Annotated in this window: 20 protein-coding genes and 1 pseudogene; 8 read left to right on the forward strand and 13 right to left on the reverse strand. The window is 72.2% G+C overall.

Features of this window, described 5'->3' with window-relative positions; genetic code table 11:
* Nucleotides 1-231 precede the first annotated feature (231 nt).
* On the reverse strand, nucleotides 232-1,872 hold the full coding sequence (locus ACZ5C2_RS31695; RefSeq protein WP_468799090.1) for an ABC-F family ATP-binding cassette domain-containing protein: 1,641 nt from the start codon (nucleotides 1,870-1,872) through the stop codon (nucleotides 232-234).
* 85 nt (nucleotides 1,873-1,957) lie between these two features.
* On the opposite strand from ACZ5C2_RS31695, the gene ACZ5C2_RS31700 reads away from it, so the two are divergent.
* Together ACZ5C2_RS31700 and ACZ5C2_RS31705 are read left to right on the forward strand one after the other, a co-directional pair.
* Entirely contained in the window at nucleotides 1,958-2,368 is a 411-nt protein-coding gene (locus ACZ5C2_RS31700) for a hypothetical protein (RefSeq protein ID WP_468799092.1), read from the forward strand.
* 60 nt (nucleotides 2,369-2,428) lie between these two features.
* A complete protein-coding gene (locus tag ACZ5C2_RS31705) occupies nucleotides 2,429-3,382 on the forward strand; it encodes an FAD-dependent oxidoreductase (RefSeq protein ID WP_468799094.1) in 954 nt (317 codons plus the stop codon).
* 339 nt (nucleotides 3,383-3,721) lie between these two features.
* On the opposite strand, the gene ACZ5C2_RS31710 is transcribed toward ACZ5C2_RS31705, so the two are convergent.
* The 4 genes and pseudogenes from ACZ5C2_RS31710 to ACZ5C2_RS31725 form a co-directional block, all read right to left on the reverse strand.
* Nucleotides 3,722-5,443, reverse strand: coding sequence for a BCCT family transporter (locus tag ACZ5C2_RS31710; protein WP_468799096.1), 1,722 nt, complete (start codon nucleotides 5,441-5,443; stop codon nucleotides 3,722-3,724).
* Nucleotides 5,444-5,526: 83 nt separating this feature from the next.
* Complete coding sequence (locus tag ACZ5C2_RS31715) at nucleotides 5,527-6,780, reverse strand: M14 family metallopeptidase (RefSeq protein WP_468799202.1); 1,254 nt, start codon at nucleotides 6,778-6,780, stop codon at nucleotides 5,527-5,529.
* An 11-nt stretch (nucleotides 6,781-6,791) separates the two neighbouring features.
* Complete coding sequence (locus tag ACZ5C2_RS31720; protein ID WP_468799098.1) at nucleotides 6,792-8,759, reverse strand: Xaa-Pro dipeptidyl-peptidase; 1,968 nt, start codon at nucleotides 8,757-8,759, stop codon at nucleotides 6,792-6,794.
* Nucleotides 8,760-8,885: 126 nt separating this feature from the next.
* Nucleotides 8,886-9,092: pseudogene (locus ACZ5C2_RS31725) on the reverse strand (macro domain-containing protein); the annotation flags it as partial.
* Between the two features lie 128 nt (nucleotides 9,093-9,220).
* On the opposite strand from ACZ5C2_RS31725, the gene ACZ5C2_RS31730 reads away from it, so the two are divergent.
* Nucleotides 9,221-9,958: a MerR family transcriptional regulator gene (locus ACZ5C2_RS31730; protein WP_468799100.1), complete on the forward strand. Its 738-nt coding sequence runs from the start codon at nucleotides 9,221-9,223 to the stop codon at nucleotides 9,956-9,958.
* On the opposite strand, the gene ACZ5C2_RS31735 is transcribed toward ACZ5C2_RS31730, so the two are convergent.
* The 3 genes from ACZ5C2_RS31735 to ACZ5C2_RS31745 are packed head-to-tail and all read right to left on the reverse strand — an operon-like array spanning nucleotide 9,942 to nucleotide 14,550.
* A complete protein-coding gene (locus ACZ5C2_RS31735; protein ID WP_468799102.1) occupies nucleotides 9,942-12,119 on the reverse strand; it encodes a 3-hydroxyacyl-CoA dehydrogenase NAD-binding domain-containing protein in 2,178 nt (725 codons plus the stop codon). The two genes, ACZ5C2_RS31730 and ACZ5C2_RS31735, sit on opposite strands and share 17 nt — an antisense overlap.
* Nucleotides 12,120-12,157: 38 nt before the next feature.
* Entirely contained in the window at nucleotides 12,158-13,372 is a 1,215-nt protein-coding gene (locus tag ACZ5C2_RS31740; RefSeq protein ID WP_468799104.1) for an acetyl-CoA C-acetyltransferase, read from the reverse strand.
* 11 nt (nucleotides 13,373-13,383) lie between these two features.
* A complete protein-coding gene (locus ACZ5C2_RS31745) occupies nucleotides 13,384-14,550 on the reverse strand; it encodes a CaiB/BaiF CoA transferase family protein (protein ID WP_468799106.1) in 1,167 nt (388 codons plus the stop codon).
* A gap of 341 nt (nucleotides 14,551-14,891) precedes the next feature.
* Here ACZ5C2_RS31745 and ACZ5C2_RS31750 point away from each other — a divergent pair, with 341 nt between their 5' ends.
* Nucleotides 14,892-16,070, forward strand: coding sequence for a saccharopine dehydrogenase family protein (locus tag ACZ5C2_RS31750; protein ID WP_468799108.1), 1,179 nt, complete (start codon nucleotides 14,892-14,894; stop codon nucleotides 16,068-16,070).
* Between the two features lie 205 nt (nucleotides 16,071-16,275).
* On the opposite strand, the gene ACZ5C2_RS31755 is transcribed toward ACZ5C2_RS31750, so the two are convergent.
* The 4 genes from ACZ5C2_RS31755 to ACZ5C2_RS31770 all read right to left on the reverse strand — a co-directional run bounded on the left by ACZ5C2_RS31755 (nucleotide 16,276) and on the right by ACZ5C2_RS31770 (nucleotide 19,320).
* The gene (locus ACZ5C2_RS31755; protein ID WP_468799110.1) at nucleotides 16,276-17,040 is read right to left on the reverse strand and encodes a thioredoxin domain-containing protein; all 765 of its coding nucleotides are present in this window, start codon (nucleotides 17,038-17,040) and stop codon (nucleotides 16,276-16,278) included.
* 43 nt (nucleotides 17,041-17,083) lie between these two features.
* Complete coding sequence (locus tag ACZ5C2_RS31760) at nucleotides 17,084-17,803, reverse strand: endonuclease V (protein ID WP_468799112.1); 720 nt, start codon at nucleotides 17,801-17,803, stop codon at nucleotides 17,084-17,086.
* A gap of 78 nt (nucleotides 17,804-17,881) precedes the next feature.
* Nucleotides 17,882-18,205 (reverse strand): plasmid stabilization protein, encoded by a 324-nt coding sequence (locus tag ACZ5C2_RS31765; protein ID WP_468799114.1) that lies wholly within the window; start codon nucleotides 18,203-18,205, stop codon nucleotides 17,882-17,884.
* Nucleotides 18,206-18,276: 71 nt separating this feature from the next.
* A complete protein-coding gene (locus ACZ5C2_RS31770) occupies nucleotides 18,277-19,320 on the reverse strand; it encodes a WD40/YVTN/BNR-like repeat-containing protein (protein WP_468799116.1) in 1,044 nt (347 codons plus the stop codon).
* Between the two features lie 296 nt (nucleotides 19,321-19,616).
* Between ACZ5C2_RS31770 and ssgD the strand changes: the two genes are divergently transcribed.
* The gene (gene ssgD, locus ACZ5C2_RS31775) at nucleotides 19,617-20,030 is read left to right on the forward strand and encodes a spore wall synthesis regulator SsgD (RefSeq protein WP_468799118.1); all 414 of its coding nucleotides are present in this window, start codon (nucleotides 19,617-19,619) and stop codon (nucleotides 20,028-20,030) included.
* Between the two features lie 81 nt (nucleotides 20,031-20,111).
* Here ssgD and ACZ5C2_RS31780 read toward each other — a convergent pair whose 3' ends face one another.
* Nucleotides 20,112-20,756, reverse strand: coding sequence for a GOLPH3/VPS74 family protein (locus ACZ5C2_RS31780; RefSeq protein ID WP_468799120.1), 645 nt, complete (start codon nucleotides 20,754-20,756; stop codon nucleotides 20,112-20,114).
* Between the two features lie 315 nt (nucleotides 20,757-21,071).
* Here ACZ5C2_RS31780 and ACZ5C2_RS31785 point away from each other — a divergent pair, with 315 nt between their 5' ends.
* The 3 genes from ACZ5C2_RS31785 to ddaH all read left to right on the forward strand — a co-directional run bounded on the left by ACZ5C2_RS31785 (nucleotide 21,072) and on the right by ddaH (nucleotide 25,933).
* Nucleotides 21,072-22,697 (forward strand): ABC-F family ATP-binding cassette domain-containing protein, encoded by a 1,626-nt coding sequence (locus ACZ5C2_RS31785; protein ID WP_468799122.1) that lies wholly within the window; start codon nucleotides 21,072-21,074, stop codon nucleotides 22,695-22,697.
* 10 nt (nucleotides 22,698-22,707) lie between these two features.
* Entirely contained in the window at nucleotides 22,708-24,972 is a 2,265-nt protein-coding gene (locus ACZ5C2_RS31790) for an ATP-binding cassette domain-containing protein (RefSeq protein WP_468799124.1), read from the forward strand.
* 184 nt (nucleotides 24,973-25,156) lie between these two features.
* Nucleotides 25,157-25,933, forward strand: a complete 777-nt coding sequence (gene ddaH / locus ACZ5C2_RS31795; protein ID WP_468799126.1) for a dimethylargininase — start codon at nucleotides 25,157-25,159, stop codon at nucleotides 25,931-25,933.
* Nucleotides 25,934-26,091: the final 158 nt, after the last annotated feature.

The raw sequence follows: 26,091 nt of genomic DNA on the forward strand, positions 1-26,091 counted from the left end.
TCGTCCTGCGTCTTCCGCTGTGTGGGCTCCGCGGCGTGGGCGGTTGTCGCTGTCGTCGACGGCGTGCCGGCCGCCGTCGAGGGCGACGCGCGCCTGGCCGATCCCGTTGCCGTAGCCGCCGATCAGGGTGCCGCATACCGCCTCACACGCTCGGTGCAAGGCGGGGCGGCCTCGCGAACGGCGTGCCGGATCCCGTGTCCCGGACGGCAGGCCGGCTGCGCCGGAGGGGCGTCAGCGTTCGGTCACCTTGCCGTCGGCGACCTCCAGGCGACGGGTCACGTGGACCGCGTCGAGCATGCGGCGGTCGTGGGTGATCAGCAGGAGGGTGCCCTCGTAGGTGTTCAGGGCCGACTCGAGCTGTTCGATGGCCGGCAGGTCCAGGTGGTTGGTCGGCTCGTCGAGGACGAGGAGGTTGACGCCTCTGCCCTGGAGGAGGGCCAGGGCAGCCCGGGTGCGTTCGCCCGGGGAAAGGGTGGCCGCGGGCCGTCTGACGTGGTCCGCCTTGAGGCCGAACTTGGCCAGCAGCGTGCGGATGTCGGCCGGTTCCAGGTCCGGTGCCGCCGGGCGGAACGCGTCGAGCAGGGGCTCCGGGCCGTGGAAGAGCGCGCGGGCCTGGTCGACCTCGCCGAGCAGGACGCCCGAGCCCAGGGCGGCGTGCCCGGCGCTTAGCGGCACCCGGCCCAGCAGGGCGCCGAGCAGGGTGGACTTGCCCGCGCCGTTCGCCCCCGTGACGGCCACCCGGTCGGCCCAGTCGATCTGCAGGGAGACCGGACCGAGGGTGAAGCCCCCACGGCGTACCTCGGCGTCCCGGAGGGTGGCGACGACCGCGCCCGAACGGGCGGCCGACGCGATCTCCATGCGCAGGTCCCACTCCTTGCGCGGCTCGTCCACCACGTCCAGGCGCTCGATCATGCGCTGTGTCTGACGTGCCTTGGCGGCCTGCTTCTCGCTGGCCTCACTGCGGAACTTGCGGCCGATCTTGTCGTTGTCGTTGCCGGCCTTCCGGCGGGCGTTCTTGACGCCCTTGTCCATCCAGGCGCGCTGCGTCTGCGCCCGGTCCTGGAGCGCGGCCCGCTTGTCGGCGTACTCCTCGTACTCGTCCCGGGCGTGCCGGCGGGCCACCTCCCGCTCGTCCAGATAGGCCTCGTAGCCACCGCCGTAGAGGTTGATCTGCCGCTGCGCGAGGTCGAGTTCGAGGACCTTGGTGACGGTGCGGGTGAGGAACTCGCGGTCGTGGCTGACGACGACCGTACCGGCGCGCAGCCCGTTCACGAAGCGTTCGAGGCGCTCCAGGCCGTCCAGGTCGAGGTCGTTGGTCGGCTCGTCGAGGAGGAAGACGTCGTAGCGGGAGAGGAGCAGGGAGGCGAGGCCCGCGCGGGCCGCCTGGCCGCCGGACAGCGCGGTCATCGGCTGGTCCAGGCCGACGGTGAGACCGAGGGAGGCGGCGGCCTCCTCGGCGCGCTCGTCGAGGTCGGCGCCGCCCAGGGACAGCCAGCGCTCCAGACCGGTGGCGTAGGCGTCGTCCGCGCCCGGCGCGCCGTCGACCAGTGCCTGGGTGGCCTCGTCCATCGCACGCTGGGCCTCGGCGACACCGGTACGGCGGGCCAGGAACTCCCGCACGGTCTCGCCGGGCCGGCGCTCCGGCTCCTGCGGGAGGTCTCCGACGGTCGCGGTCGGCGGGGAGAGGCGCAGCTCGCCCTGTTCCGGTGCGGCGAGTCCGGCGAGCAGACGCAGCAGCGTGGACTTGCCCGCGCCGTTGGCGCCGACCAGGCCGATCACGTCGCCGGGGGCGACGACCAGGTCGAGACCGGTGAACAGGGAGCGGTCGCCGTGCCCGGCGGCGAGGTTCTTGGCGACGAGAGTGGCAGTCATCAGACCGCCGATCCTAATGGCCGCGTGCGCGGGGACGGGCCGGGGTCCTCACCTCTCCACGGCCGTCGCCGGCACGGTCCCTCCGGTGCGCGCCACGACGTACGCCTCGCCCTTCACCGCCTTGGCGTCCAGCGGGACGCGCGCGGGAGAGGCGGTCGACCCGGTGGGCGGTGAGCCGCACCCGGCAGGACGAGGTGACCTCGAGCTCCGCGGCGTCGGGGAGGGCGGCGGTGAGATCCGTCAGGCGGCGCCGCTCGGGCGGGCTGCCGTCCGGGGCCTGCTCGGTCCGGGCCACGAGCGGCGCGACGATCGGCGCGAGGCCGTCGACGCAGGGCACGTCGACGCCGGCGGTGGTGAAGGCGCGGCGGGCGGGATGTCGGAGACGAGCGGGGAGACGGCGTCCAGGCCGGAGAGGCGGAGGAGCAGCGGGCGTCCGCCGACGACGAAGGCGACGAAGACCCGGTGGAAGGTCGTGTACTCGGCGGACATGCCGTGAGCATTCCCCCCGCGGGGCGGACCCGAGCACAGGATGACGCATTCCGCTAACGTCCGGCCGATGGATACCGAACTGGACGGCGATGTCCTGGTGATCGGCGGTGGTGTCATCGGCCTGACCACGGCCGTGGTCCTCGCCGAGCGCGGTGTACGGGTACGGCTGTGGGCACGGGACCCGGTGGAGCGGACCACCTCGGCTGTCGCGGGAGCGTTGTGGTGGCCGTACCGGATCGAGCCGGTGGTGTCGGCGCGCGCGTGGGCGCTGCGGTCGCTGGAGGTGTACGGGGAACTGGCGGAGCGGCCGGACACCACCGGCGTACGGATGGTCGAAGGGGTACTGGGCGAGACCCCGCTGGACGAGGTCGGCGCGTGGGCCGCCGCGCGGCTGCCGGGGCTGCGTCCGGCTACGGCCGCGGAGTATCCCGCCGGGTCGGGGGTGCGGGCCCGGCTGCCGCTCATCGACATGTCGGCTCATCTGCCGTATCTGCGGGAGCGGTTGCTGGCGGCGGGGGGTGTGGTCGAAGAGCGCACGGTCGCGGACCTGGGGGCGGCGGACGCGCCGGTCGTGGTCAACTGCACCGGGCTGGCGGCTCGGGAGCTGGTGCCGGATCCGTCGGTGCGGCCGGTACGGGGGCAGCTGGTCGTCGTGGAAAATCCGGGGATCCGTACCTGGATGGTCTCCACGGGGGCGGATGGTGCGATGGCGTACTTCTTCCCGCAGCCGGGGCGGCTGGTGCTGGGCGGTACTGCGGAGAAGGACGTCTGGTCCGCGGAGCCGGACCCGTTGGTGGCCGAGGCGATCGTGCGGCGGTGTGCGGCACTGCGCCCGGAGATCGCCGGTGCCCGCGTGCTGGAGCACCGGGTGGGACTGCGTCCCGCCCGTGACGCCGTCCGCCTGGAACGCGTCGCACTTCCCGGCGGCCGGTTCCTGGTCCACAACTACGGCCACGGCGGCGCGGGCGTCACCGTGGCCTGGGGCTGCGCGGAGCAGGCGGCGGTGCTGGCCGCCGGGTGAAGGGTCCACCCGGCGGGTGCGGCCGTGGCGCACACGGCCGCGGTGGCACGGTACCCCTGCGGGTCACGGGAACGGACAGCGGCTCCGGCGGCCCGCGGTCCGGACCACCCGGCCCCGCCCCGGCGGAGACATCTGGGGTCACCGGGCCAGGCCTGCGCGGAACCGGCGGGCACCTACGTCCCTGGTGTGCCCGCCCCGCCCCGGGCATCCGGCCGCGCGCCCCGTCAACATCACGCCCCGTCAACATCACGCCCCGTCACGTCACGCCCCGTCAGCCCGCGCCATGAGCCGGCCAACGGGGCGGTTCGGCCGCGCCCCGGGCCGGCTGCCGGGATCTTGTCAGTGCTTGCCGATGGGGTCGCCCTCCACGTCCGGGCCCCGGCCCGGGCCGACCCGCAGTTCGAATTCGCCGTCGTACTTCTTGTGGCCCTCGATGACCGCGAGATGCACCGCCTCCGAGCCCATCTCGCCCCGCACGATGAGCGGGTCGCGGCGCAGGTCACGCATGAGCGCCACACACATGAGGATCATTACGACGACGAACGGGGCCGCCGCGAGGATCGTGAGGTTCTGCAGTCCGGTCAGCGCGTCTCCCTGGCCGCTGCCGACCATCAGCATGATCGCCGCCACGGCGCCGGTGACCACGCCCCAGAACACCACCACCCAGCGGCTGGGTTCGAGCGCTCCCTTCTGCGACAGGGTCCCCATCACGACGGAGGCCGCGTCGGCCCCCGAGACGAAGAAGATGCCGACGAGGACCATCACCAGCAGGCTGGTGGCGGTGGCGAGGGGGTACTCCTGCAGTACGGCGAAGAGCCGGCCCTCGGGGGTCGTCTCGTCGCCGAGCCGGTTCTGTTCCTGGAGCCTCATCGCCGAGCCGCCGAAGACCGCGAACCAGACCAGGCTGACCGTGCTGGGAACGAGGATGACGCCGCCGATGAACTGGCGGATGGTCCGGCCCCGGCTGATGCGGGCGATGAACATGCCGACGAAGGGCGTCCAGGAGATCCACCACGCCCAGTAGAAGACCGTCCAGCTGCCCAGCCAGTCGGCGACGCCCTCGCCTCCGCTGATCTCCGTGCGGCCGGCCAGGTCGGGCAGGTCGCCGAGGTAGGCGAAGAGCGAGGTCGGCAGCAGGTCGAGGATGAGAATGGTCGGACCCGCGACGAACACGAACAGGGCGAGGACCAGCGCCAGCACCATGTTGGTGTTGGACAGCCACTGGATGCCCTTCTCCACGCCGGAGACCGCCGAGGCCACGAACGCCACGGTCAGCACCGCGATGATGCCGACCAGCAACCCGGTGCTGACCTTGTCCATCCAGTCGAGCTTCTCCACACCGGAGCCGATCTGCAGCGCGCCGAGGCCGAGCGAGGCCGCGGAGCCGAAGACCGTCGCGATGATGGCGAGCATGTCGATGACCCGGCCACCGACGCCGCCCGCGTTCTTCTCACCGATGAGCGGGGTGAACACGGCACTGATGGTCTGGCGGCGGCGCCGGCGGAAGGTGCTGTAGGCGATGGCGAGGCCGACCACCGCGTAGATGGCCCACGGGTGGAGCGTCCAGTGGAACAGAGTGGTGGCCATGGCCGTCTCCATGCGGTCGCCGGAGTCGGCCGGGCTGGTGCCCGGCGGGGGCGTCGTGTAGTGGGCCAGCGGTTCGCTCACGCCCCAGAACATCAGGCCGATGCCCATGCCCGCGCTGAACATCATGGCGATCCAGGACACGGTGCGGAACTCCGGTTCCTCGCCCTCGGCACCGAGGTGGATCCGGCCGTAACGGCTGGCCGCGAGCCAGAGGGCGAAGATCACGAAGCCGGAGGCGGCCAGCATGAATCCCCAGCCGCCGTTGTGCATCAGCCCGCCGAGCATGCTGCTGGAGACGTCCTCGAGCGCGTCCGTCCCGATGGCGCCCCAGAGCACGAACGCGAGGGTGAGCACGGCGGTGACGCCGAACACCACCCGGTCGGTGCGTGGGTGCGCCCGGCCGCGCAGGCCCGCCTCGGAGCCCGGCAGCGGGCCTGCCGTAGGGTCCTTGTCGCTGTGCTGGTCCTGCGTCACAGGCGGCACCTTTCATCCGAGCCGGGGGTGAAGAACACTCCACCCGATAGGCCCTTACCACCTTTGGCGCAAAACTCACCTCTTCAGCAGAACGTGTCGGCCTTCCCCTCCACCAAGTGGTAGGTGGCCCGACCGTCCAGGAGCAGCGGCACGAGGGCGCGCAGCGACTGCCGCAGCGGTACGAGAACGCCGTCGCCGTCCGGTCGGACGCGGACTCCGTGCAGGGCCAGTTCGTCCCCCACGTCCGCGTACTGACCGGCCGTGAGCCGGTACCCGCACGGCGGGTCGGCGATCACCTCGGACGGCTCGGGCGGATCGTTGTCGGCGCCGCCCAGGTGGACGGGGCCGGTGTCGGCGTACCCGGCGGCGCGGGCCCGGGCCGTGGCCGCCTCGACCTCGCCGCGGCGTTCCCCGGCGAAGCGGACCAGACCCTCCAGCGCGGCGAGCTGGGAGTCCACCCTGCGCCGGTTGTTGAGCGCCTCGTCGGCCCGCTCGGCTTCGGTGAGCGGGTCGACGCGGCTCTCGATGAGCAGGCCGACGCCGTGCTTGATTCCGGACATGTTGCGCAGGATGCGTTCCTGCCCGTCGCCGGCGGTCTGGCGGATCGGGTCACCGGTGACGGGATCGGTCCAGATGCCGTAGGTGCCGGCCGAGTATCCGGCGGCCGCGGCGGCGGGGCGCACGTAGTCGCCGGACAGTGCCTGGGCGGCGCCGTGGACCGCGGAATGCGTGTTGAGGTTGCGCGGCCACAGGTCGAACAGGTCCTTGTCGTAGTACGGGGGTGTGGCGCCGTACTCGTGCAGGTCGTAGATCATGTCGGGGCGCCGGTCGCGGATGACGGCGGCCAGGGCGCGGCCCTCCGCCGTCTTCAGGGCGAGGTGGTCGCGGTTGATGTCGACGCCGTCGCTGTTGCCGCGGGTGTCGGCGGCCCGGCCGTCTGGGTTGGCGGTGGGGACGACGAGCAGTGTGGTGCGTTCCAGGAAGCGGCGGGTCCCCCGGTTCTTCGCGAAGGCCAGGTCGCGGATCGTGCTGAGGCACGCCTCGCGGCCGGAGGGTTCGTCGCCGTGCTGGCTGCACACGAGCAGCACCGTGTGAGGGGTCCGGCCGGTGCCGACGCGGACGAGCCGGAGCGGGCGGTCCTGCTCCGTCGTCCCGATCCGGCTGACGGAGACTCGGCTGCTCGCTCGGTCGACGGCTGCGAGGAACCGCTGTTCCCCGGGCTGGCTGGTCCAGCGGGCGCCGTCGCTCTGCTCGAAGCCGGTGCGTGGCGGGGAGTCGGCGGCTTCGGTGGCCGGGGCGGTGACGAGGGAGGCGCCGAGGGTGGCGGCGAGAAGCATCAGGGCGTGCTTCACCGGCCCTCCTCCCCCGGGATGCGGTGCGCGGTGGCACCGGATCGAACGCCGTCCAGGACGGCGTCCGGTACGGCGTCCGGGGCGGTGGTGGGCGCGCCGGCCGTGGCGCGGGCGAACGCGGCCGTTCCGCCGACGAACGGGACCCGGGCGGAGGTGCGTGCCAGGTCGAGGGTGAGGGACGGGATGTCGGCAGGAGGGTCGATCAGGCCGCGGTCGGTGCCGGCGACGATCAGCGCGAGTCGGTGCCCCTGGGGGACGACGTGGTCGGTGGCCGCCAGGTCGAGGGTGAGCGTGTACCGCTCGCCGGGGGTGAGCGGCTCGCCCCTGCCGGTGCCGGCGTGGTTGCCGAGGTCGGCCCAGCCCCGGCTGACGACGGTGTGCTCGACGTCGGCGGTGGTGGCGCGGGTCTCCTTGAAGCAGGAGCTGTCACCCTCGGTGCCGGGGCCCCAGCAGGTGCGTTCGGGAAGGGTGGTGATGCCTTCTCCGGTGCCGGCGTAGTCGCGGATGGTGTCGGGGCCGAGGTCCACGAGGACGGCGGAGAGGTGGGCCGTCCGGGTGCTGGAGGTGGCGGTGACGGTGACCTCGGAGGCGCCGGACAGACGCAGGGCGCGGGTGAGCGGGCCGGTGACGAAGCCCGTCTTGTCCGGAGTCGATGTGTCGACACGGGCGGCCCAGTCGGTTTCGCTCAGCCGCGGGTCGTCGGTGAAGGTCTCGGTGCCCTTGCCCCGGCGCAGGCCCAGTGTGCCGACGCCGGCCGCGTCACCCTTGGCGGGGCGCAGGGTCGTGGTGTGGGTGCCGCGCGGCGGCCAGGTCGCCGAGGTGGCCCACTGGTCGGGCGCGCGTTCGATGTCGGCCATGGGTTCGCGGTCGATGCCGTTGTCGTAGCCGAGGAGTTCGTGGTCGAACCAGCGGTGCAGGGTGTGGACCCATGTGGCGCGGCGGAAGTCGAAGGGGTCGACATGGCCGGTCTGGGAGAGCCAGATCTTGCGGTCGACGCCATTCTTCGCGAGAGCGTCCCACCAGGGGCCGACATGCTGCATCCGCACGTTGAGGTCCTGCATGCCGTGCACCAGGAAGACGCTGGCCTTCACCTTCTTCGCGGCACGCACGTAGTCGCGTTCGGTCCACAGCGGGGTCCAATCGCCGGTGCGCGGGGCGCCCTCGACGAGTTGGCGCTGGACGGCGCCGCAGGCGGCGCGGGCCTCGGGACTCTCGACGTACTGGGACAGCCAGTCGGGGCCGGAGTCGTAGAGCGGGGCGCCCTGGGAGAAGTAGTAGTCGTACCAGGAGGAGATGGCGGCGATCGGGACGATGGTCTCCAGGCCCTCGACTCCCGTGGCGGCGACACCGTTGGCTATGGTGCCGTCCCAGCTCTTGCCGATCATGCCGGTGCGGCCGTTGGTCCAGTCGGCCTCGGCCCGGTCGGTGCCGGTGCGGCTGGTGTACGCCCTGCCCCGGCCGTTCAGCCAGTCGACGACGGCCTTCGCTGACTGGATGTCGGAGCGGCCTCCCACGTCCACGCAGCCGTCGGAGCGGTTGGTTCCGGCCAGGTCGACACCGACGACGGCGTAGCCGCGCGGCACGAAGTAGTTGTCGTAGAACAGCGGCATCTGTACGACGTCGCCGTTCGCGTCGTAGGTCTTCTTCTGGCTCTCGTTGCCGCGCCCGCAGCACGAGTAGTACGGGCTGGCGTCCATGATGACGGGTATCTTCCGGCCCCGCCGGTCGGGTTCGCTGGGGCGGACAATGTCGACGGCGACCCGGTCGGTCTCGCCGTCACGGTCCTCGTCGAGGCCGGTGTCCACCCAGACCGCCTCACGGATGGCGTTGTCGAAGGAGTGGACGGGCCGGCTCTCGCGCGGCGCGGCCTGTGCCGCGGCGGGGGTGAGCAGTGCGGCCGTCAGGGCGGCGGTGGCCGCCGTCGCGAGCGTTCTCCAGGCCGTGAAGCGCGTGCGTTTCACCATGCGCGGGACGGTACATCGGTGAACTCGGGTGCAGAAGAGGGCCGTTGACGCCTCATGAGGCCATTGGTGGCTGAAATCGTGCCTGGTGGGACGCTCCGGTGCGCGCGGCAGCGGTGTCGGATCCGCTCAGTCGCCGTGGTCGTACACCGTCACCGGTATGCCGTGCCGCACCAGCCGCTCGGTGATCAGCGGCTCGACGCGGGAGCACGTGCCGCCCGCCGGTCCGCAGCCGATGCGGGGCATGTGGACCGAGGCACCGAGGTCCCTCGCGTGGCCGGCGAGGCGGGTGAGGGCGGCATCGATGGCCTCATGGCGGACGGGGACGCCCTCCGACGGAGCGGTGGCGTCACCCCGGACGTATGTGATCCCCGACATGACGCCACCATAGGCGTTGCCACTGACCGTGCCGTGCCCCTGGGCGCGGGTGTCACAGCAGTGGTGGGACAGCGATACTGCTGCACATGACGACCGAGACCGAGGCCCTGACGATCGACGAACTGGCGGCCCGGGCCGGGGTCACCGTGCGCACGGTCCGCTTCTACGGGACCAAGGGGCTGCTGCCGCCACCGGTGATCGGTCCCCGGCGGGTCGGCCGTTACGGGCGGGAGCACCTGGCCCGGCTGGAGCTCATCGAGGAACTGCAGAGCCGGGGCATGACGCTGGCGGCGATCGAACGGTATCTGGGGCAGCTGCCGCCGGACCTGAGCGCGCGGGACCTGGCCATCCAGCGGGCGGTGGTGGCGTCCTGGGCTCCCAACACGGTGGAGACGGTGTCACGCGGGGAACTGGAGCGCCGTGCGGGCCGCGCGCTGGGCGAGGAGGACCTGCGGCGGCTGGCGGCGATGGACGTCGTCGAGCGGCAGGGCGAGGCCCCGGGCGGTGAGTCCTTCCGGGCCGACACGGGGCTGCTGCGGCTCGGCGTCGAACTGCTGGACGTACCTCTGTCGCACGAGACGATCCTCGCCGCCCGCGCGGCGCTCACCGAGCACTCCCGCACGGCCGCCCACGCGTTGTCGCGGCTGCTGCGCGACGCGGTGGCGGACAAGGACGCGCGGGATGTGCGGTCCCTGTCCGCCCGGATGCAGCCGCTCGTGGTGCAGGCGCTGCTCACCACCTTCCAGCGGTCGCTGAAGGAGGAGCTGCGGGAGTGGCTCGACGAGGAGGGTGAACCCGGGGACGGCGTCAGCGCGCGTCCTTGAACACCTCTCCCTTCTCCGCCTTCTCCACCAGCAGGGCGGGCGGGGCGAAGCGCTCGCCGTAGCGCTCGGCGAGTTCACGGGCGCGGGCCACGAATCCGGGCAGGCCGCCGTCGTAGCCGTTGATGTACTGCAGGACGCCGCCGGTCCAGCCCGGGAAGCCGATGCCGAGGATGGAGCCGATGTTGGCGTCGGCGACGGAGGTCAGGACGCCTTCCTCCAGCAGTCGGACGGTGTCCAGTGCCTCGGAGAACAGCATGCGTTCCTGCATGTCACGGAACGGGATCTCGTGTCCGGCCCGCGTGAAGTGCTCGCGCAGCCCCGGCCACAGCGCGCCGCGCTTTCCGTCCTCGCCGTACTCGTAGAATCCGGCGCCGCCACTGCGGCCCGGGCGCTGGAACTCGTCGACCATGCGGTCGATGACCGCCTCGGCCGGGTGCGCGGTCCAGGTACCGCCGGCCTCCTCGACGGCCCGCTTCGACTCGCCCCGGATCTTGCGCGGCAGGGTGAGGGTCAGTTCGTCCATCAGGGAGAGCACCTTGGCCGGGTAGCCCGCCTGCGCCGCCGCCTGCTCGACCGACGCGGGCTCGATGCCCTCGCCGACCATGGCCACGCCCTCGTTGATGAAGTGGCCGATGACACGGGAGGTGAAGAAGCCGCGCGAGTCGTTGACGACGATCGGGGTCTTGTTGATCTGCCGGACCAGGTCGAAGGCGCGGGCCAGCGCCTCGTCACCGGTGCGCTCGCCCTTGATGATCTCGACCAGCGGCATCTTGTCGACGGGCGAGAAGAAGTGCAGTCCGATGAAGTCACCCTGTCGCTCCACGCCCTCGGCGAGGGCGGTGATGGGCAGGGTGGAGGTGTTGGAGCACAGCAGCGCGTCGGGGGCGACGACGTCCTGGATCTCCTGGAACACCTTGTGCTTGAGGGAGGTGTCCTCGAAGACGGCCTCGATGACCGCGTCGCAGCCGGCGAGGTCGGCGGCCTCGGCGGTGGGGGTGATCCGCGCGAGCAGCGCGTCGGCCTTCGCCTGGCTGGTACGGCCCTTGGCGACGGCCTTGGCGCACAGCTTCTCGGAATAGTCCTTGCCCTTGGCCGCGGATTCCGGGGAGACGTCCTTGAGGACGACGTCGATTCCCGCGCGGGCGCACGAGTAGGCGATGCCCGCGCCCATCATTCCGGCGCCGAGAACGGCGACCTTGCGGACCTTGCGGGGTTCGGTGCCCTGAGGGCGGTTGGCGCCGGAGTTGACGGCCTGGAGGTCGAAGAAGAACGCCTGGATCATGTTCTTCGACGTCTGGCCGGCGGCCAGCTCCACGAAGTAGCGGGCCTCGATGACCTGGGCCGTCTCGAAGTCCACCTGGGCGCCCTCGACGGCGGCGGCCATGATGTTCCGCGGGGCCGGGTAGGGGGCGCCGCCCGTCTGCTTGCGCAGGTTGGCCGGGAAGGCGGGCAGGTTGGCGGCGAACTTCGGGTGGGCGGGCGTACCGCCGGGGATGCGGTAGCCGGGCTTGTCCCAGGGCTGGGCGGACTCGGGGTGGGCGTCGATGTAGGCCCGTGCCCTGGCGAGCATGTCCTCGCGCGTGTCGGCGACCTCGTCGACCAGGCCGTTGTCCAGGGCGCGGCGCGGGTTGTACTGGGTGCCCTGGAGGAGCACCTTCAGCAGCGCGTCGGTGATGCCGAGCATGCGGACGGTACGGACGACACCGCCGCCTCCGGGGAGCAGGCCGAGGGTGACCTCGGGGCAGCCGATCTTCGAGCCGGGGGCGTCGAGGGCGATCCGGTGGTGGCAGGCCAGGGCGAGTTCGTACCCGCCGCCGAGGGCCGCGCCGTTGATCGCGGCGACGACCGGCTTGCCGAGGGTCTCGATGCGGCGCAGCCGGCGCTTGAGCGCCATGCCGCTGTCGAACAGCTGCTGGGCGGTCTCGGGCGTGACCCGGATCAGGTCGCGCAGGTCGCCACCGGCGAAGAAGGTCTTCTTGGCGGAGGTGATGATGACACCGCGGATGGAGTCCTTCTCGGCCTCCAGACGGTCGGTGATCACGGCGAGGGAGTCGCGGAACGCCAGGTTCATGGTGTTCGCGGACTGGCTGGGGTCGTCGATGACGAGGGTGACGACGCCGGTGCGGTCCTGTTCCCAGCGGATGGTGGTGCTCTCGGTCATGAGGAAGTCTCCGTGAGTAGGTGGCGGGTCGCCGGTGTTCAGAGGCGTTCGACGATGGTGGCGATGCCCATGCCGCCGCCCACGCACAGGGTGGCCAGCCCGTAGCGCTTGTCCTGGCGCTCGAGTTCGTCGACGAGGGTGCCGAGGATCATCGCTCCGGTCGCACCGAGGGGGTGGCCGAGCGCGATGGCGCCGCCGTTGACGTTGACCTTGTCCAGCGACAGGCCCATGTCCTTCACGAAGCGCAGGACGACCGCCGCGAACGCCTCGTTGATCTCGACCAGGTCGATGTCGTCGATGGTCAGCCCGGCCTTGGCGAGGGCCTTGCGGGTGGCCGGGGCGGGGCCGGTGAGCATGATGGTGGGCTCGGAGCCGGAGACGGCCGCGGAGACGATCCGCGCGCGAGGGGTGAGTCCGCCCCGCTCGCCGGCTTCCTTGGAGCCGATGGCGACGAGGGCGGCGCCGTCGACGATGCCGGAGGAGTTGCCCGCGTGGTGGACGTGGTCGATCTTCTCGACCCAGTGGTACTTCTGCAGCGCGACGGCGTCGAAGCCACCCAGTTCGCCGATGTCCGCGAAGGACGGCTTCAGCTTGCCCAGCGAGTCGGCGGTGGTGCCGGGGCGCAGGTGCTCGTCGTGGTCGAGGACGACGAGGCCGCTGCGGTCCTTCACCGGGACCACGGACCGCTCGAAACGGTTCTCCTTCCAAGCGGTGGCCGCGCGCTCCTGCGAGAGGGCCGCGTACTCGTCGACGTCGCGCCGGGAGAAGCCCTCAATGGTGGCGATGAGGTCGGCGCCGATGCCCTGCGGGACGAAGTTGACGGCGAGGTTGGTCATCGGGTCGTTGAACCAGGCGCCGCCGTCGGAGGCCATGGGGACGCGGGACATGGACTCCACTCCGCCGGCGAGGACGAGGTCCTCCCAGCCGGAGCGGACCTTGGCCGCGGCCAGGTTGACGGCTTCCAGACCGGAGGCACAGAAGCGGTTCTCCTGAAGGCCGGCCACGGTGTCGGGCAGTCCGGCCGCGATGGCGGCGATACGGGCGATGTCGGAGCCCTGGTCACCGACGGGGCCGACGACGCCGAGGACGATGTCGTCGACGGCGGCCGGGTCGAGGCCGGGGAAGCGGTCGCGGATCTCGTGGATGAGCCCGACGACCAGGTCGATGGGCTTGGTCCCGTGCAGGGCGCCACCGGCCTTGCCGCGCCCGCGCGGGGTGCGGATCGCGTCGTACACGTACGCTTCGGTGCTCACGAGGAGGCCTTTCACTGAGGGTTCGAGGGCTTGGAGGAGTGCGAGGGGGCGGGGGCCGCCAGTCGGGGTACGTCCCAGTCGCGGGCCACGTCGTCGGTGTCGGCGCCCGGCAGGGCGGGCCCGGTACGGATGCCCGTCGGGGTCGCGGAGAACCGCGGGGCCGGTGCGGGCTGGGTGATGCCGCCCTGGTCGGTGAAGGTGCCGCGGGCGGCGAGATGCGGGTGGTGCGGGGCCTCGCCGAGGGACAGCACGGGTGCCACGCACGCGTCGGAGTCCTCGAAGACGGCCGTCCACTCGTCACGGGTGCGGGCCCCGAAGCGGGCGGCGACACGCTCGCGCAGTTCGGGCCAGCGGGTGACGTCGGCGTGGGCCCCGGTCAGGCCGTCGAGGCCGAGCAGGCGCAGGAACTCGGCGTAGAACCGCGGCTCCAGGGCTCCGACCGCCATGTACCCGCCGTCGGCGGTCCCGAAGGTGCCGTAGTAGGGGCAGCCGCCGTCGAGGAGGTTGGCACCGCGCCGGTCCTGCCAGACGCCGGCGGCGAGCATGCCGTGGATCATCGCGGAGAGATGGGCGGTGCCGTCCACGATGGCGGCGTCGACGACCTGGCCGGCGCCGGTCGCGCGCGCGTGGTGCAGGGCGGCCAGGACGCCGACGACGAGGTAGAGGGAGCCGCCCGCGTAGTCGCCCAGCAGGTTGGCCGGGACGGCCGGCGGCCGGTCCGGGTCGCCGATCATGCCGAGGGTGCCGGTGAGGGCGATGTACGCGATGTCGTGGCCCGCGCGGTCGGCGAGGGGGCCGTCCTGCCCCCAGCCGGTCATCCGGCCGTAGACCAGGCGCGGATTACGGGCACGGCAGTCCCCGGGCCCGACGCCGAGGCGCTCGGCGACCCCCGGGCGGTAGCCCTCGATGAGGATGTCGGCGCGTTCGGCGAGGTCCAGGACGCGGGTGGGGCCGTCGGACGCCTTCAGGTCGACGACCACGGAGCGCTTGTTGCGGTTGGTGACGTCGTGGGCCGGGTCGATCCCCAGGCCGGGGCCGTCCGGGCGGTCCACGCGTACGACGTCGGCGCCCAGGTCGGCCAGGAGCATGGCGGCGAACGGGCCCGGCCCGATCCCGGCCAGCTCGACCACACGCACGCCGGTGAGCGGGCCGTGTGCCGGCCTCTTCGCGTCCGTCATCGAGCCCCCATCGGCTATGACACTCCTGCTGTAACACCTGCGATGTTAAGAACACGTTCCACCTGGCACAAGACCGGGCGAGCAAGCGCTTGGACACCTTACGGGCACCGTTGCCCGCGAGCCGGCCCGGCCGCCCCCCTCGTCAGCGGGCGCCGAGCTCCGCCGACAGCCGCCCTGGGCGCGACGGTGCGGTAGCTCTCCTCCTCGCACGCTTTTTCCCACTTCTTCAGGGCGTTCGAGGGCACGGCCATCGGTTTCCTCCGGGCTCGTCGTCGGGCTCCGCACCCCTCACGCTAGCCTCGGCCACCGACAGCGGCGCGGCTGCACGACCAAGGGGTGTCATGAGCAGGCTGAACAGGACGGACCGTCCGTACGACATCGTGCTTTTCGGTGCGACCGGCTTCGTCGGGACGCTGACCGCGGAGTACCTCGCCGCCCATGCCCCGTCCGGGCTGCGCTGGGCGGTCGCGGGCCGCAGCACCCGGAAGCTGGAGCGGCTGCGGGAGCGGCTGCCCGGCGGCGGTGAGGTGGGGCTGCTGCGGGCGGACGCGTCCGACCCGGCCTCCCTGCGCACACTCGCCGAGCAGGCGCGCGTGGTCGCCACGACGGTGGGGCCCTACGTGGAACACGGCGAGGAACTCGTCGCCGCCTGCGCGGACGCCGGGACGGACTATGTAGACCTCACGGGTGAGCCCGAGTTCGTGGACCTGATGTACGTCCGTCATGACGCACGCGCGCGGGAGACCGGGGCCCGGCTGGTGCACGCCTGCGGCTTCGACTCGGTGCCGCACGACCTGGGCGCGTACTTCACCGTGCGGCAGCTGCCGGAGGGGGTGCCGCTGACCGTGGACGGCTTCGTCACCGCCGATGCGGCCTTCTCGGGCGGTACCTTCGCCTCGGCCCTGAACCAGTTCGCCCGGCATCGCGGTCTCCGCGCGGCGGCCCGCGAGCGCCGGTACCACGAACCGCGGCTGGTCGGCCGCCGCACCTCGGCCCCCTTGGGCGCGCCGCGCTACGCGCCGGAGGTGGGTGCCTGGGCCCTGCCTCTGCCGACCATCGACGGGCAGATCGTGCGCCGCTCGGCGAAGGCGCTCGACCGGTACGGCCCCGACTTCCGCTACCGGCACTACGCGGCCGTGCGCCGTCTCCCGGTGGCGCTGGGCGGGGTGGCGGCCGTGGGCGCGCTGGTCACGGTCGCCCAGCTGCCGTCGCTGCGACGCCGGCTCTCCGACCGGCTGGCGCCCGGCGACGGGCCGGGCGCCGAGAAGCGCGCCCGGAGCTGGTTCACCGTCCGCTTCGTCGGCGAGGGCGGCGGACAGCGGGTGTACACGGAGGTGGCGGGCGGCGACCCCGGCTACGACGAAACGGCGAAGATGCTGGCGGAGGGCGCCCTCTGCCTGGCCCTGGACGACCTTCCACCGACGGCGGGGCAGGTCACGACGGCGGTGGCGATGGGCGACGCGCTGATCGACCGCCTGCGGACGGCGGGCATCCGCTTCCGCGTCGCCGCGATCCGCTGACGGCGCGGCCGGGCAGGAGCCACAGCGGCCGCCGGACCAACGTACGGATCATCTCGCCGATCCAGCCCGGCCCGGCCGGTACGGAAAGGGCGAGCCCGACGGCCGCAACGGGCCCCCGGCGGCACGGTGTGTTGTCACGCACGCCTGCCTGCCGGGGCGGCCGGACACCGTACGCGTACTCGGTGCCTGTCCGGCCGACGCACGCTCAGAACTCCTGATCCGCCCAGCTGTCCGGGTCCACGATCACCTGGAACAGCAGTGTGCCGAAGGCCTCGTCGTCGTAGAGGACGCCGCCGTATTCCAGCGGGATCCGCTTGTCATTGATGACGGCGGTCGGGGTGCCGGGTCCCTCGGGCTCCACCGCTCCCCCGGCCCGCTCGTACGCCTTCTCCGACGCGGTGACGAAGGGGCGGTACTTCATGGACGTGACGGCCTTGTCGAACGACGGGCCGCGCAACCCTTCGACCTCGGACGCCAGTTCCAGCAGGCGGCCGTCGGTGTAGCCGTCGTCGGTCTCCTCGGGCTGGTTGGCGTAGAGCACCTGGTGGTACTCCACGAACTTGTCCTCCTCCAGCGCGGCACGCAGCGCGTTGACCGCCTTCTTCGAACCGCTGCCGCCGACACGGTCGTCCAGGAAGGAGGCGAAGGTGTATTGGGCCCTCACTCGTCCACCGCGCAACGCCTCACCGAGCGGGGGTCCTCCGCCGTCGACCTCGAAGTCCCGGCAGTAGGGGCAGCGCGGGTCCTCGTACAGGTGGACGACCGTCTTCGCGTTCGGGTCGCCCACGTGGATGGTGGTGCCGTCCGCGCCCAGTCTCTCCGGCAGGGCCTCCGCGCTTCCGTACACCTCCGCCGGTGCCGCGGCGGCGCTCGTAGGTGCGCTCTCGGGCTGTCTCCCGCGCTCGCCGCAGCCCGCCAGTACCAGCACCGCGACGGCGCCCAGTACGGCTCTTCGTCTCCCACGCCTCATGGTTGTCCCCTCCCCGGGATCGGCGTGACATTAGATCATCAGTTCATCCCGGGGACTCGGCCTGGGGCGGCTGGGCGGTGGCGGCCTGCGCGAGGGCCCGGCGGCACAGCGCGTCGGCCCTGCGGGTGGTCTCGGGGAGACGGTAGGCGGGGGCCAGGGCGAGGGTGTGGGCGCAGGCGTTGTCCAGGCTCACGCGGTGGCCGACCGAGACGAAGACCGGCTTGACGGCGTCCCTGGTGCGCAGGGCGCGGCCGACCTCCTCGCTGCCGGCCAGCAGCGGGGACGTACTGCCGCGCGGGGCGCCGGGTTCGTCGTGGGTGAAGGTGAAGGGGTTCTTGGCGACGCCGATCGTCGGCAGGCCGGTGAGCACACCGAGGTGGCTGGCCAGGCCGAAGCGGCGGGGGTGGGCGAGACCGTAGCCGTCGCAGACCACCACGCCGGGTGGGCACGGCAGGGCGTCGAGGGCGGCGAGCACGGTGGGGATCTCACGGAAGGCCAGCAGTCCGGGGACGTACGGGAAGGAGATCCGGCCGACGGCCGTGATCTCGGCGACGAGGTCCAGGGTCGCCGCGTCCAGGACGACGGCCGCGGCGGCGACGACATCCCGCTCGTCGTCGTACGCCACGTCCACTCCGGTGACATGACCCGTCCCGGACGGCGGGCCCGGCTCGTCGAGCACCACCCGTCTGCGCAGTCCGTCCTGGACCGCGCGGGCCTCTTCCTCGGTCACGGGCCAGCCGGCGGGTGCGCTCACGATCGTCATGGTGCCCCTGAGCCTACGGGGCGGACGTGCTCCGCGCGGAGGGTGTTTCCCCGTCCTCCCCGTAGGCCCGGAGGCGGCTCACTTGCCGAGCGCCCGCTGGAGCTGGCTCTTGTTCATGTTCGAACGGCCCTCGACGTTCCGCTTCTTCGCCTCTTCGTACAGCTGGTCGCGCGTGGGGCCCCGGGACCCCTTGCCGGACCGCCGGCCGCCTCGTTTGCCGGACGACATGTCCTGCGTCGACGTGCGGCTGGCCGTCTGGGACTCACCGGACCGGGCGCGCTCCTTGTTCACCGTCCGCGCGGCGATCTCCTTGGCGCGTCCGGTGTTCTCGCCCCGGTCCTCGGCGCTCTCCTTGATGTGCTCGTACTGCCGCTCCCGCTTGGGGCTGGAACCGCGTGGCATGTCCGCTCACTTCCTCTCGCGTTCAGCGAACGGGTACCCACGTTGGCAGCGGTCAGGGCCCCTCGCACGCGTCAGTGCTCCAGCCGGGCCACCCGTCCCTTCTCCCCCGCCGCCCAGCAGCCGTGGTCGGGTGTGCAGTCGACCGTGTCGTACGAGCCGGTGTCGACGGTCCGCCAGGTGCGGCCGGCGTCGGTGGTCAGGTCGGTGCCGGTGGGGCCCACCGCGAGGGCGGCGGTGCGGCTGTGCGGGAGCCAGGCCGCGCCGGAGCGGTAGGCGGGCGGCGAGGCACCGGCCGGGCGCCAGGTGCGACCGCCGTCGGACGTGCGTGCGGCGGCGTCGGGCGAGGCCTGGCCGGGGCGGAAGTCGCCGCCGACGGCGAGGCCGTGGACGCGGTCGCGGAAGGCGAGGGCGAAGACACCGCGCGCCGGGTCGCCGCCGGGGATCGAGGTGTCCGTGACCGTCCAGGTGCGGCCTCGGTCGGCGGAGTGCAGCACACGCGCGCGTGCCGCACCTCCGGTGGCCAGCCAGACGTCCTTCGGCCCGGAGGAGACCAGACACTGGCCGCTCGCCGCGAATCCGGCCTCGCCTTCCAGCGCCGACGGCATCCCCGCATCGGGCAGCACCGTCCACGAACGGCCGCCGTCCCGGGTCGACAGGATGCGGAACCTCCCGTCCACCGGGTCGCTCATCGCGAGGCCGTGGCGGTGGTCGAAGAACGTGAGGCAGTCGTAGAAGGCGCGGGCGTCGGTGTTGCGGAACGACTCCGTCCAGGTCGCTCCGCCGTCGTCGGTGCGGTACATCCGGGACGCCTCGCCCTCCCCGATGGCCAGCACCACGGCCCGCCGCGCGTCGAACGCCTCGACGTCCCTGAACTGCAACTCCCCCGCGCCCGGCGGCGAGACGTTCCGCCAGCTCCCGCCGCCGTCGGTGGTGCGCAGGACGGTGCCCCCGGTCCCGGCCACCCAGGCGGTGCTGCGGCTGATGGCGGCCAGGCCGCGGAACCTGACGTCCGGGGTCCCCGTGTCCTTGACCGACCAGTGCGGTGACGGCTGCCGGTCCGGTCCGTGCGCCTGTGCGGGTACGGTCGTCAGGGCGGCCAGCACCGCCGCGCACACGGCCGCCGCGGTCGACCGGCGGTGGGTTCGTCTCGTCCGTCTCGTCGGTCGCGTGCTCCCGGGGCGCCTCATGGCGGGCGAAGCTAGTCCACTGCCGGGATGCCGTCCAGAGGGCGTCCGCACGCGGCGGGTGTCCCGGGGAACACGCGACGAGAGCCGTGTCACTCGGGTGCATGAAGGCGGTGACAGAGGTCACTCGCTTTTCGTGTGCACGGATTGGCTGATTCCGTCGTCTCCTCCAGTAGCCGACCCGATCCGCCCGGAAGTCCGTCCAGCCGTCACGAGGGAGCAAGGCGTTGTCCACCGTCATAGAGCAGCCCGTAGAGGCCCGTCTGGTCGCCGCCGCGCCGCGGATGCCGAACATCCCCGCCACCTTGCACTACGACCGCGACGACCCGTTCGCCGTCCGCATGACCTTCCCCGCGCCCGCCACCCTGGAGGGTGTCGAGGTCTGTTGGACCTTCGCCCGGGAACTGCTCGCCTCGGGCCTGGAAGGCCCCGAGGGGCACGGTGACGTACGGGTGCGCCCGTACGGCTACGACCGCACCGTGCTGGAGTTCCACGCCCCCGAGGGGACCGCCGTCGTGCACGTCCGCTCGGGGGAGGTGCGCAGGTTCCTGGAAGCCACCGGCGAACTGGTGCCGACCGGTCTGGAGCACCTCCGGCTCGATCTCGACCACGGCCTCGCCCAGCTGATGCGCGACGCCTGACGGCGACGCCCACAGCCGCTGACCCTCAGGCCGTTGAGTGTTCCGTACGCCCGGCTGTCTGCCCCCGCGCCCGTACGAGGGTCATCGGCCCCTGGTCAGCGAGGGCAGCGGCGCCGCGTCGGCCAGCCCCGCGCGCAGTGCGCGCAGGACGGCGGCGAACCCGGGCGCGGAGGCCCCGGCACGGCGGGTCAGGTCCTCGGCCCGGCGGTCGTGAAGGGAGTCGTCCCGCGCCGGCGGCAGACCCGCCGCGGTGGCCAGGGCGAGGGCGGTCGCGATCGGTTCGGTGACGTTCTCGACCGGTGTGGCCCCGGTCAGGATCGAACGGGCCTCCCGGTTCAGGGCGTCCGCATGGGCGGTGTCGGCCAGGACGTGGTCGACGGACGGGAACACCCCGAGGACCCGGTGCTTCTCGGCCCGCAGCACGCCGTCGGCCACCAGTTGCTCCCGGACCGCCTCCAGGGTGTGCCGCGCGTGCAGCGTCACCCAGCCGCGCCAGCGGTGCGGGAAGGACTCGCTGACCAGCTCGAGGAGACCGTCCAGGACCGGGTCCCCGGTCCTGGAGTCCAGGTCGCGGGGGGTGACGATGCCGTCGTCGTCGGTCAGCAGACCGCGCCGGGCGAGTTCGGCGAGGGCACCCGCCCGCACCAGGGGGGCCAGCCGTTGCGGGTCGGTGTCCCAGGCCTGCAGACAGAGACGGGCAGGCAGTGAGAGCGGGCCGTTGGGCACGGGGCCTCCTCGGGAATGATGACGTCGTGGTCCGTAAAAGGCGTTGACAGCCGATACGGCCGTTCGTACGGTGTAGAACGCTTCTGTTGCCGTCGAATGGAGAAGGACGTTGCTCGTCTGAGGTTCTGAGACACCGCGTCACACCGGTCAGGTGTGTGCGCAGCGTGCGACCTCGGCGTTCGAGCCGTCCTTGCGGTCCCTTCGGAACAGGGCTCTTCCTCTGCCCACGGTTTCCCTCCCGGCCGCCGGTCGTCGTCCCGCGGTGTCTCGATACGCGTTTGCCCCTGATCGCCCCATGCAACCGCGGAGGCCCGTATGTCACCTTCCCTCACCTGTACCTCCCTCGCCTTCGCCTGGCCCGACGGCACCGCCGTCTTCGAGGGCCTCGATGTCGCCTTCGGCCCCGGCCGCACCGGACTCGTCGGCGTCAACGGGTCGGGCAAGTCGACCCTGCTGAAGCTGATCGCCGGTGAGCTCACCCCGGCCGACGGCGCCGTCCGCGTCGCCGGCGAGGTGGGCTATCTGCCGCAGAACGTCACCCTCGACACCGCGCTGCGGGTCGACGAGGCCCTCGGTATCGCCGACCGGCGGGCCGCGCTGCACGCCATCGAGGCGGGCGACGTGGCCGAGGAGCACTTCGAGACCGTCGGCGACGACTGGGACGTCGAGGAACGCGCGCTGGCCACGCTCGGCGAGCTCGGCCTCGGACACATCGGTCTCGACCGCACGGTCGGTGAGGTGTCGGGCGGCGAGTCGGTGCTGCTGCGGCTGGCGGCACTGCTGCTGCGGCGCCCGGACGTGCTGCTGCTGGACGAGCCCACCAACAACCTCGACCTGTACGCCCGTCGGCGGCTGTACGCGGCCGTCGCGAGCTGGCCGGGCGTCATGATCGTGGTGAGCCACGACCGTGAACTGCTCAACCTGGTCGACCAGATCGCCGATCTGCGCTCCGGAGAGGTCACCTGGTACGGCGGCAACTTCTCCGCCTACGAGGAGGCCCTGGCCGCCGAACAGGAGGCTGCCGAACGCATGGTGCGCGTGGCCGAGGCGGACTTCCGCAAGCAGAAGCGCGAACTCGTCGACGCCCAGGTCAAGCTGGCCCGCCGCAAGCGGTACGGCCAGAAGATGTGGGACCAGAAACGCGAGCCGAAGATCGTCATGGGGGCGCGCAAGCGCGCGGCTCAGGAATCCGCGGGCAAGCACCGCATCATGCACGAGGAGAAGCTCGCCGAGGCCAGGGAACGCCTCGACGACGCGGTGGAGGCCGTACGGGACGACGACGAGATCCGCGTCGACCTGCCGTACACGGCCGTACCACCGGGCCGTGACGTCCTCACGCTCATGGACCTCGAAGTGGCGTACGGCGCCCGGGTGAACGGCGGCCTGGATCTGCGCGGCCCGGAGCGGGTGGCGCTGATCGGGCGCAACGGCGCCGGCAAGACGACGCTGCTGCGGACGATCACCGGGGAGCTGGAGCCGGTGTCCGGTGAGGCCCGGGTCCATGTGCCCCTGCGGTTCCTGCCGCAGCGGCTCGACGTCCTCGAGGCGGACCTGACCGTCGCCGAGAACGTGGCCCGGTTCGCGCCGGGCGCCACCAACAACCGGATCCGGGCCCGGCTCGCCCGCTTCCTGTTCCGGGGCGCCCGCGCCGACCAGAAGGCGGAAACGCTCTCCGGCGGCGAGCGTTTCCGTGCGGCGCTGGCCGCGCTGATGCTGGCGGAGCCCGCACCGCAGCTGCTGATGCTGGACGAGCCGACGAACAACCTCGACATGGCCAGCGTCCGGCAGCTCACCACGGCGCTGGAGTCGTACGAGGGAGCGCTGATCGTGGCCAGTCACGATCTGCCGTTCCTGGAGTCGATCGGCATCACCCGGTGGCTGCTGATGGAGGAGGGAGAGCTGAAGGAAATCACGACGGAAGCTGTCGGGTATCCGTCCTAGCGTCGGCGGTATGAGCCAGTCCAGCGAGTTCATCACCATCACCGGGGCCGGGGAGAACAACCTCAAGGACGTCACGCTCCGCATCCCGAAGGGCCTGCTGACCGTGTTCACGGGCGTTTCGGGGTCGGGGAAGTCGTCGGTCGTCTTCGACACGATCGCGGTCGAGTCGCAGCGGCAGCTCAACGAGACGTTCACCTGGTTCGTGCGCAACCGGCTGCCCAAGTACGAGCGGCCGCACGCGGAGGCCCTCGAGGACCTGACTCCCGCGATCGTCGTCGACCAGCGGCCCATCGGCGGCCACTCCCGGTCGACGGTGGGCACCATGACGGACGTCTCCTCGGTGCTGCGGGTGCTGTTCTCCCGTCACGGCACACCGGGCGCCGGGCCGGCGACGGCGTACTCGTTCAACGACCCGTCGGGCATGTGCCGCGCGTGCGACGGTCTGGGCCGGACCGTGCGGCCGGACTGGGACCGCGTCCTCGACGCGGACCGTTCCCTCGCCGAGGGGGCGGTCCGCTTCCCGCCGTTCGCCGCGGGGACCTGGCAGGGGCAGGCGTACACCAACAGCGACGAGCTGGACCCGCACAAGCCGGTGCGGGAGTTCACCGGCGACGAGCGCGAGTTCCTGATGCGGGGGCGCCCGGGCAGCAAGGTCACCGTGACCGGCACGGGCGGCACCTGGACCACCGAGTACGAAGGGCTCGCCGACCGCTTCGAACGGCTCTATCTGAAGCGGGACCTGGCGGGGATGAGCCAGCGGACCCGGAACATGGTGCGGGAGTTCCTGGCCGAGGGCGTCTGTCCCGTCTGCCGGGGCGCCCGGCTGAACGAGGCGGCGCTGGCGTCCCGGATCGGCGGCCGGTCCATCGCCGACTGTGCCGCGATGCAGGTCACCGATCTCATCACCGTGCTGCGGGAGATCGACGATCCGGTGGCCGGGCCGGTCGCCGGGGCCGCGGTCGCCGCCCTGGAGCGGATCGAGACGATCGGACTCGGATACCTGAGCCTGGACCGGGAGACGTCCACGCTCTCCGGCGGCGAGGGGCAGCGGCTCAAGACGGTCCGGCACCTTGGGTCCAGCCTGACCGGCATGACGTACATCTTCGACGAGCCCAGCGTCGGACTGCATCCGCGCGACGTCCACCGCCTCGGGGAGCTGTTGCTGCGACTGCGCGACAAGGGCAACACCGTACTGGTCGTCGAGCACGACCCGGACGTCATCGCGCTGGCCGACCACGTGGTCGACATGGGTCCGGGCGCGGGCACCGAGGGCGGCCACGTGGTGTTCGAGGGGACACCGCGGGAGCTGGCCGCCTCGGGAACCCTGACGGGGCGGTGCCTGGGACGGCGTACGGCGGTCAAGGGAGCGGTGCGGGAGCCGGCGGGCGAGCTGTGGGTGAAGGGCGCCGACCGGCACAATCTGCGGGACGTCACCGTGCGGTTCCCGGCCGGTGTGCTCACCGCGGTGACGGGGGTGGCCGGTTCGGGCAAGAGCACGCTCGTCGCCGAGTTCACCGCCGTGCACGGCGACGCCGTGGTGGTGGACCAGTCCTCGATCGGCGTCTCCGCGCGGTCCACCCCGGCGACGTACCTCGGGATCATGGACCCGGTCCGGAGGATCTTCGCGCGGGAGACCGGGACCGAACCCGGGCTGTTCAGCTTCAACTCCGGCGGCGCCTGCGAGACCTGTGAGGGCCGCGGCATCATGTACACCGACCTGGCCTTCATGGACCCGGTGACGACGACCTGCCCCCTCTGCGAGGGGCGGCGGTTCAAGGACGAGGTACTGCGGCTGACGGTCGGCGGCCGCTCCGTCTCCGACGTGCTCGGGATGACCGCCGAGGAGGCCCTGGACTTCTTCCACGACACGGGCGTACGGCGCCGGCTGCGCGCCCTGCGGGACGTCGGCCTCACCTACCTCACTCTGGGCCAGCCGCTGTCCACCCTTTCGGGTGGTGAACGGCAGCGGATCAAACTGGCCACCCGGCTGCACCGCGAGGGCGTGGTGTACGTGCTCGACGAACCGACGACCGGCCTGCACATGGCGGACGTGGACGGCCTCGTCAGCCTGCTGGACCGGCTGGTGGACGCGGGCAACACGGTCATCGTCGTCGAGCACCACCTGGACGTCGTCGCCCGCGCCGACTGGGTGATCGACCTCGGTCCGGACGGCGGACGGGACGGCGGACGGGTGGTGTTCGAGGGCACACCGGCCGCGTTGCTCCACGCCGAGGGATCCTTCACGGCTGAGCATCTGCGGCGGACCGGGCGGTGAGGCCGTTACCGGTGGTGCCGTTACCGGTGGTGCCGTTACCGGTGGTACATCTCATCGCCGCCAGGGGTGGTCGCGTCCGGATGCGCCCTGCATGATGGCTGCGCCGACGCCTGTGGGAGACCGGCCGTTCCACGGTCCCCCCGGTTCGGCCGAGCCATGCCCGTCCCATCCGAAAGGCGCACCCGTGCCCAGCAAGAAGGCCCTCGTCCGCCGTCCCGCTCCCCGTCTGGCCGAAGGGCTGGTGACGCACATCGAACGGGAAGGCGTCGACGTCGGCCGTGCGACGGAGCAGTGGGAGGCGTATACGGAGGCGCTGCGTGCCCACGGCTGGGAGACGATCGAGGTGGACCCGGCCGAGGACTGCCCCGACTCGGTGTTCGTGGAGGACACGGTGGTGCTGTACCGGAACGTGGCGCTGATCGCCCGCTCCGGTGCCGAGTCACGGCGCGGGGAGACGCTCGGGGTCGAGGAGGCCGTGGCGTCGCTGGGCTGCTCGGTGAACTGGGTCTGGGAGCCGGGCACCCTGGACGGCGGCGATGTGCTGAAGGTCGGCGACACGGTGTACGTGGGCCGCGGCGGGCGCACCAACGCCGCCGGTGTGCGGCAGGTGCGGGCCGCGTTCGAGCCGCTGGGGGCGCGAGTGGTCGCGGTGCCGGTCGCCAAGGTGCTGCATCTCAAGTCGGCGGTCACCGCGCTGCCGGACGGGACGGTCATCGGGCACATCCCGAACATGGACGCACCGTCGCTGTTCCCGCGGTTCCTGCCGGTGCCGGAGGAGTCGGGGGCGCACGTGGTGCTGCTCGGCGGGGACAAACTGCTGATGGCGGCGAGCGCGCCGAAGACCGCGGAGCTGTTCACGGACCTCGGGTACGAGCCGGTCCTGGTGGACATCGGCGAGTTCGAGAAGCTCGAGGGCTGCGTGACGTGCCTTTCGGTACGCCTGCGGGAGCTGTACGCCTGACCGGTGGCCGCGTCACCCGTACGGCACGTCACCCGTACGGCGCAGCGACCTGCGGTTCCGAGGCATCCGGCGGCGCCGCGCCACGCCCGGAACACCCCCCGCTGATCAGCGGTATTTACGGCGGCCTTAACCTACGGCTACGTAACCTACGGCTACGT

The organism is Streptomyces sp. NPDC031365, from assembly GCF_055569765.1.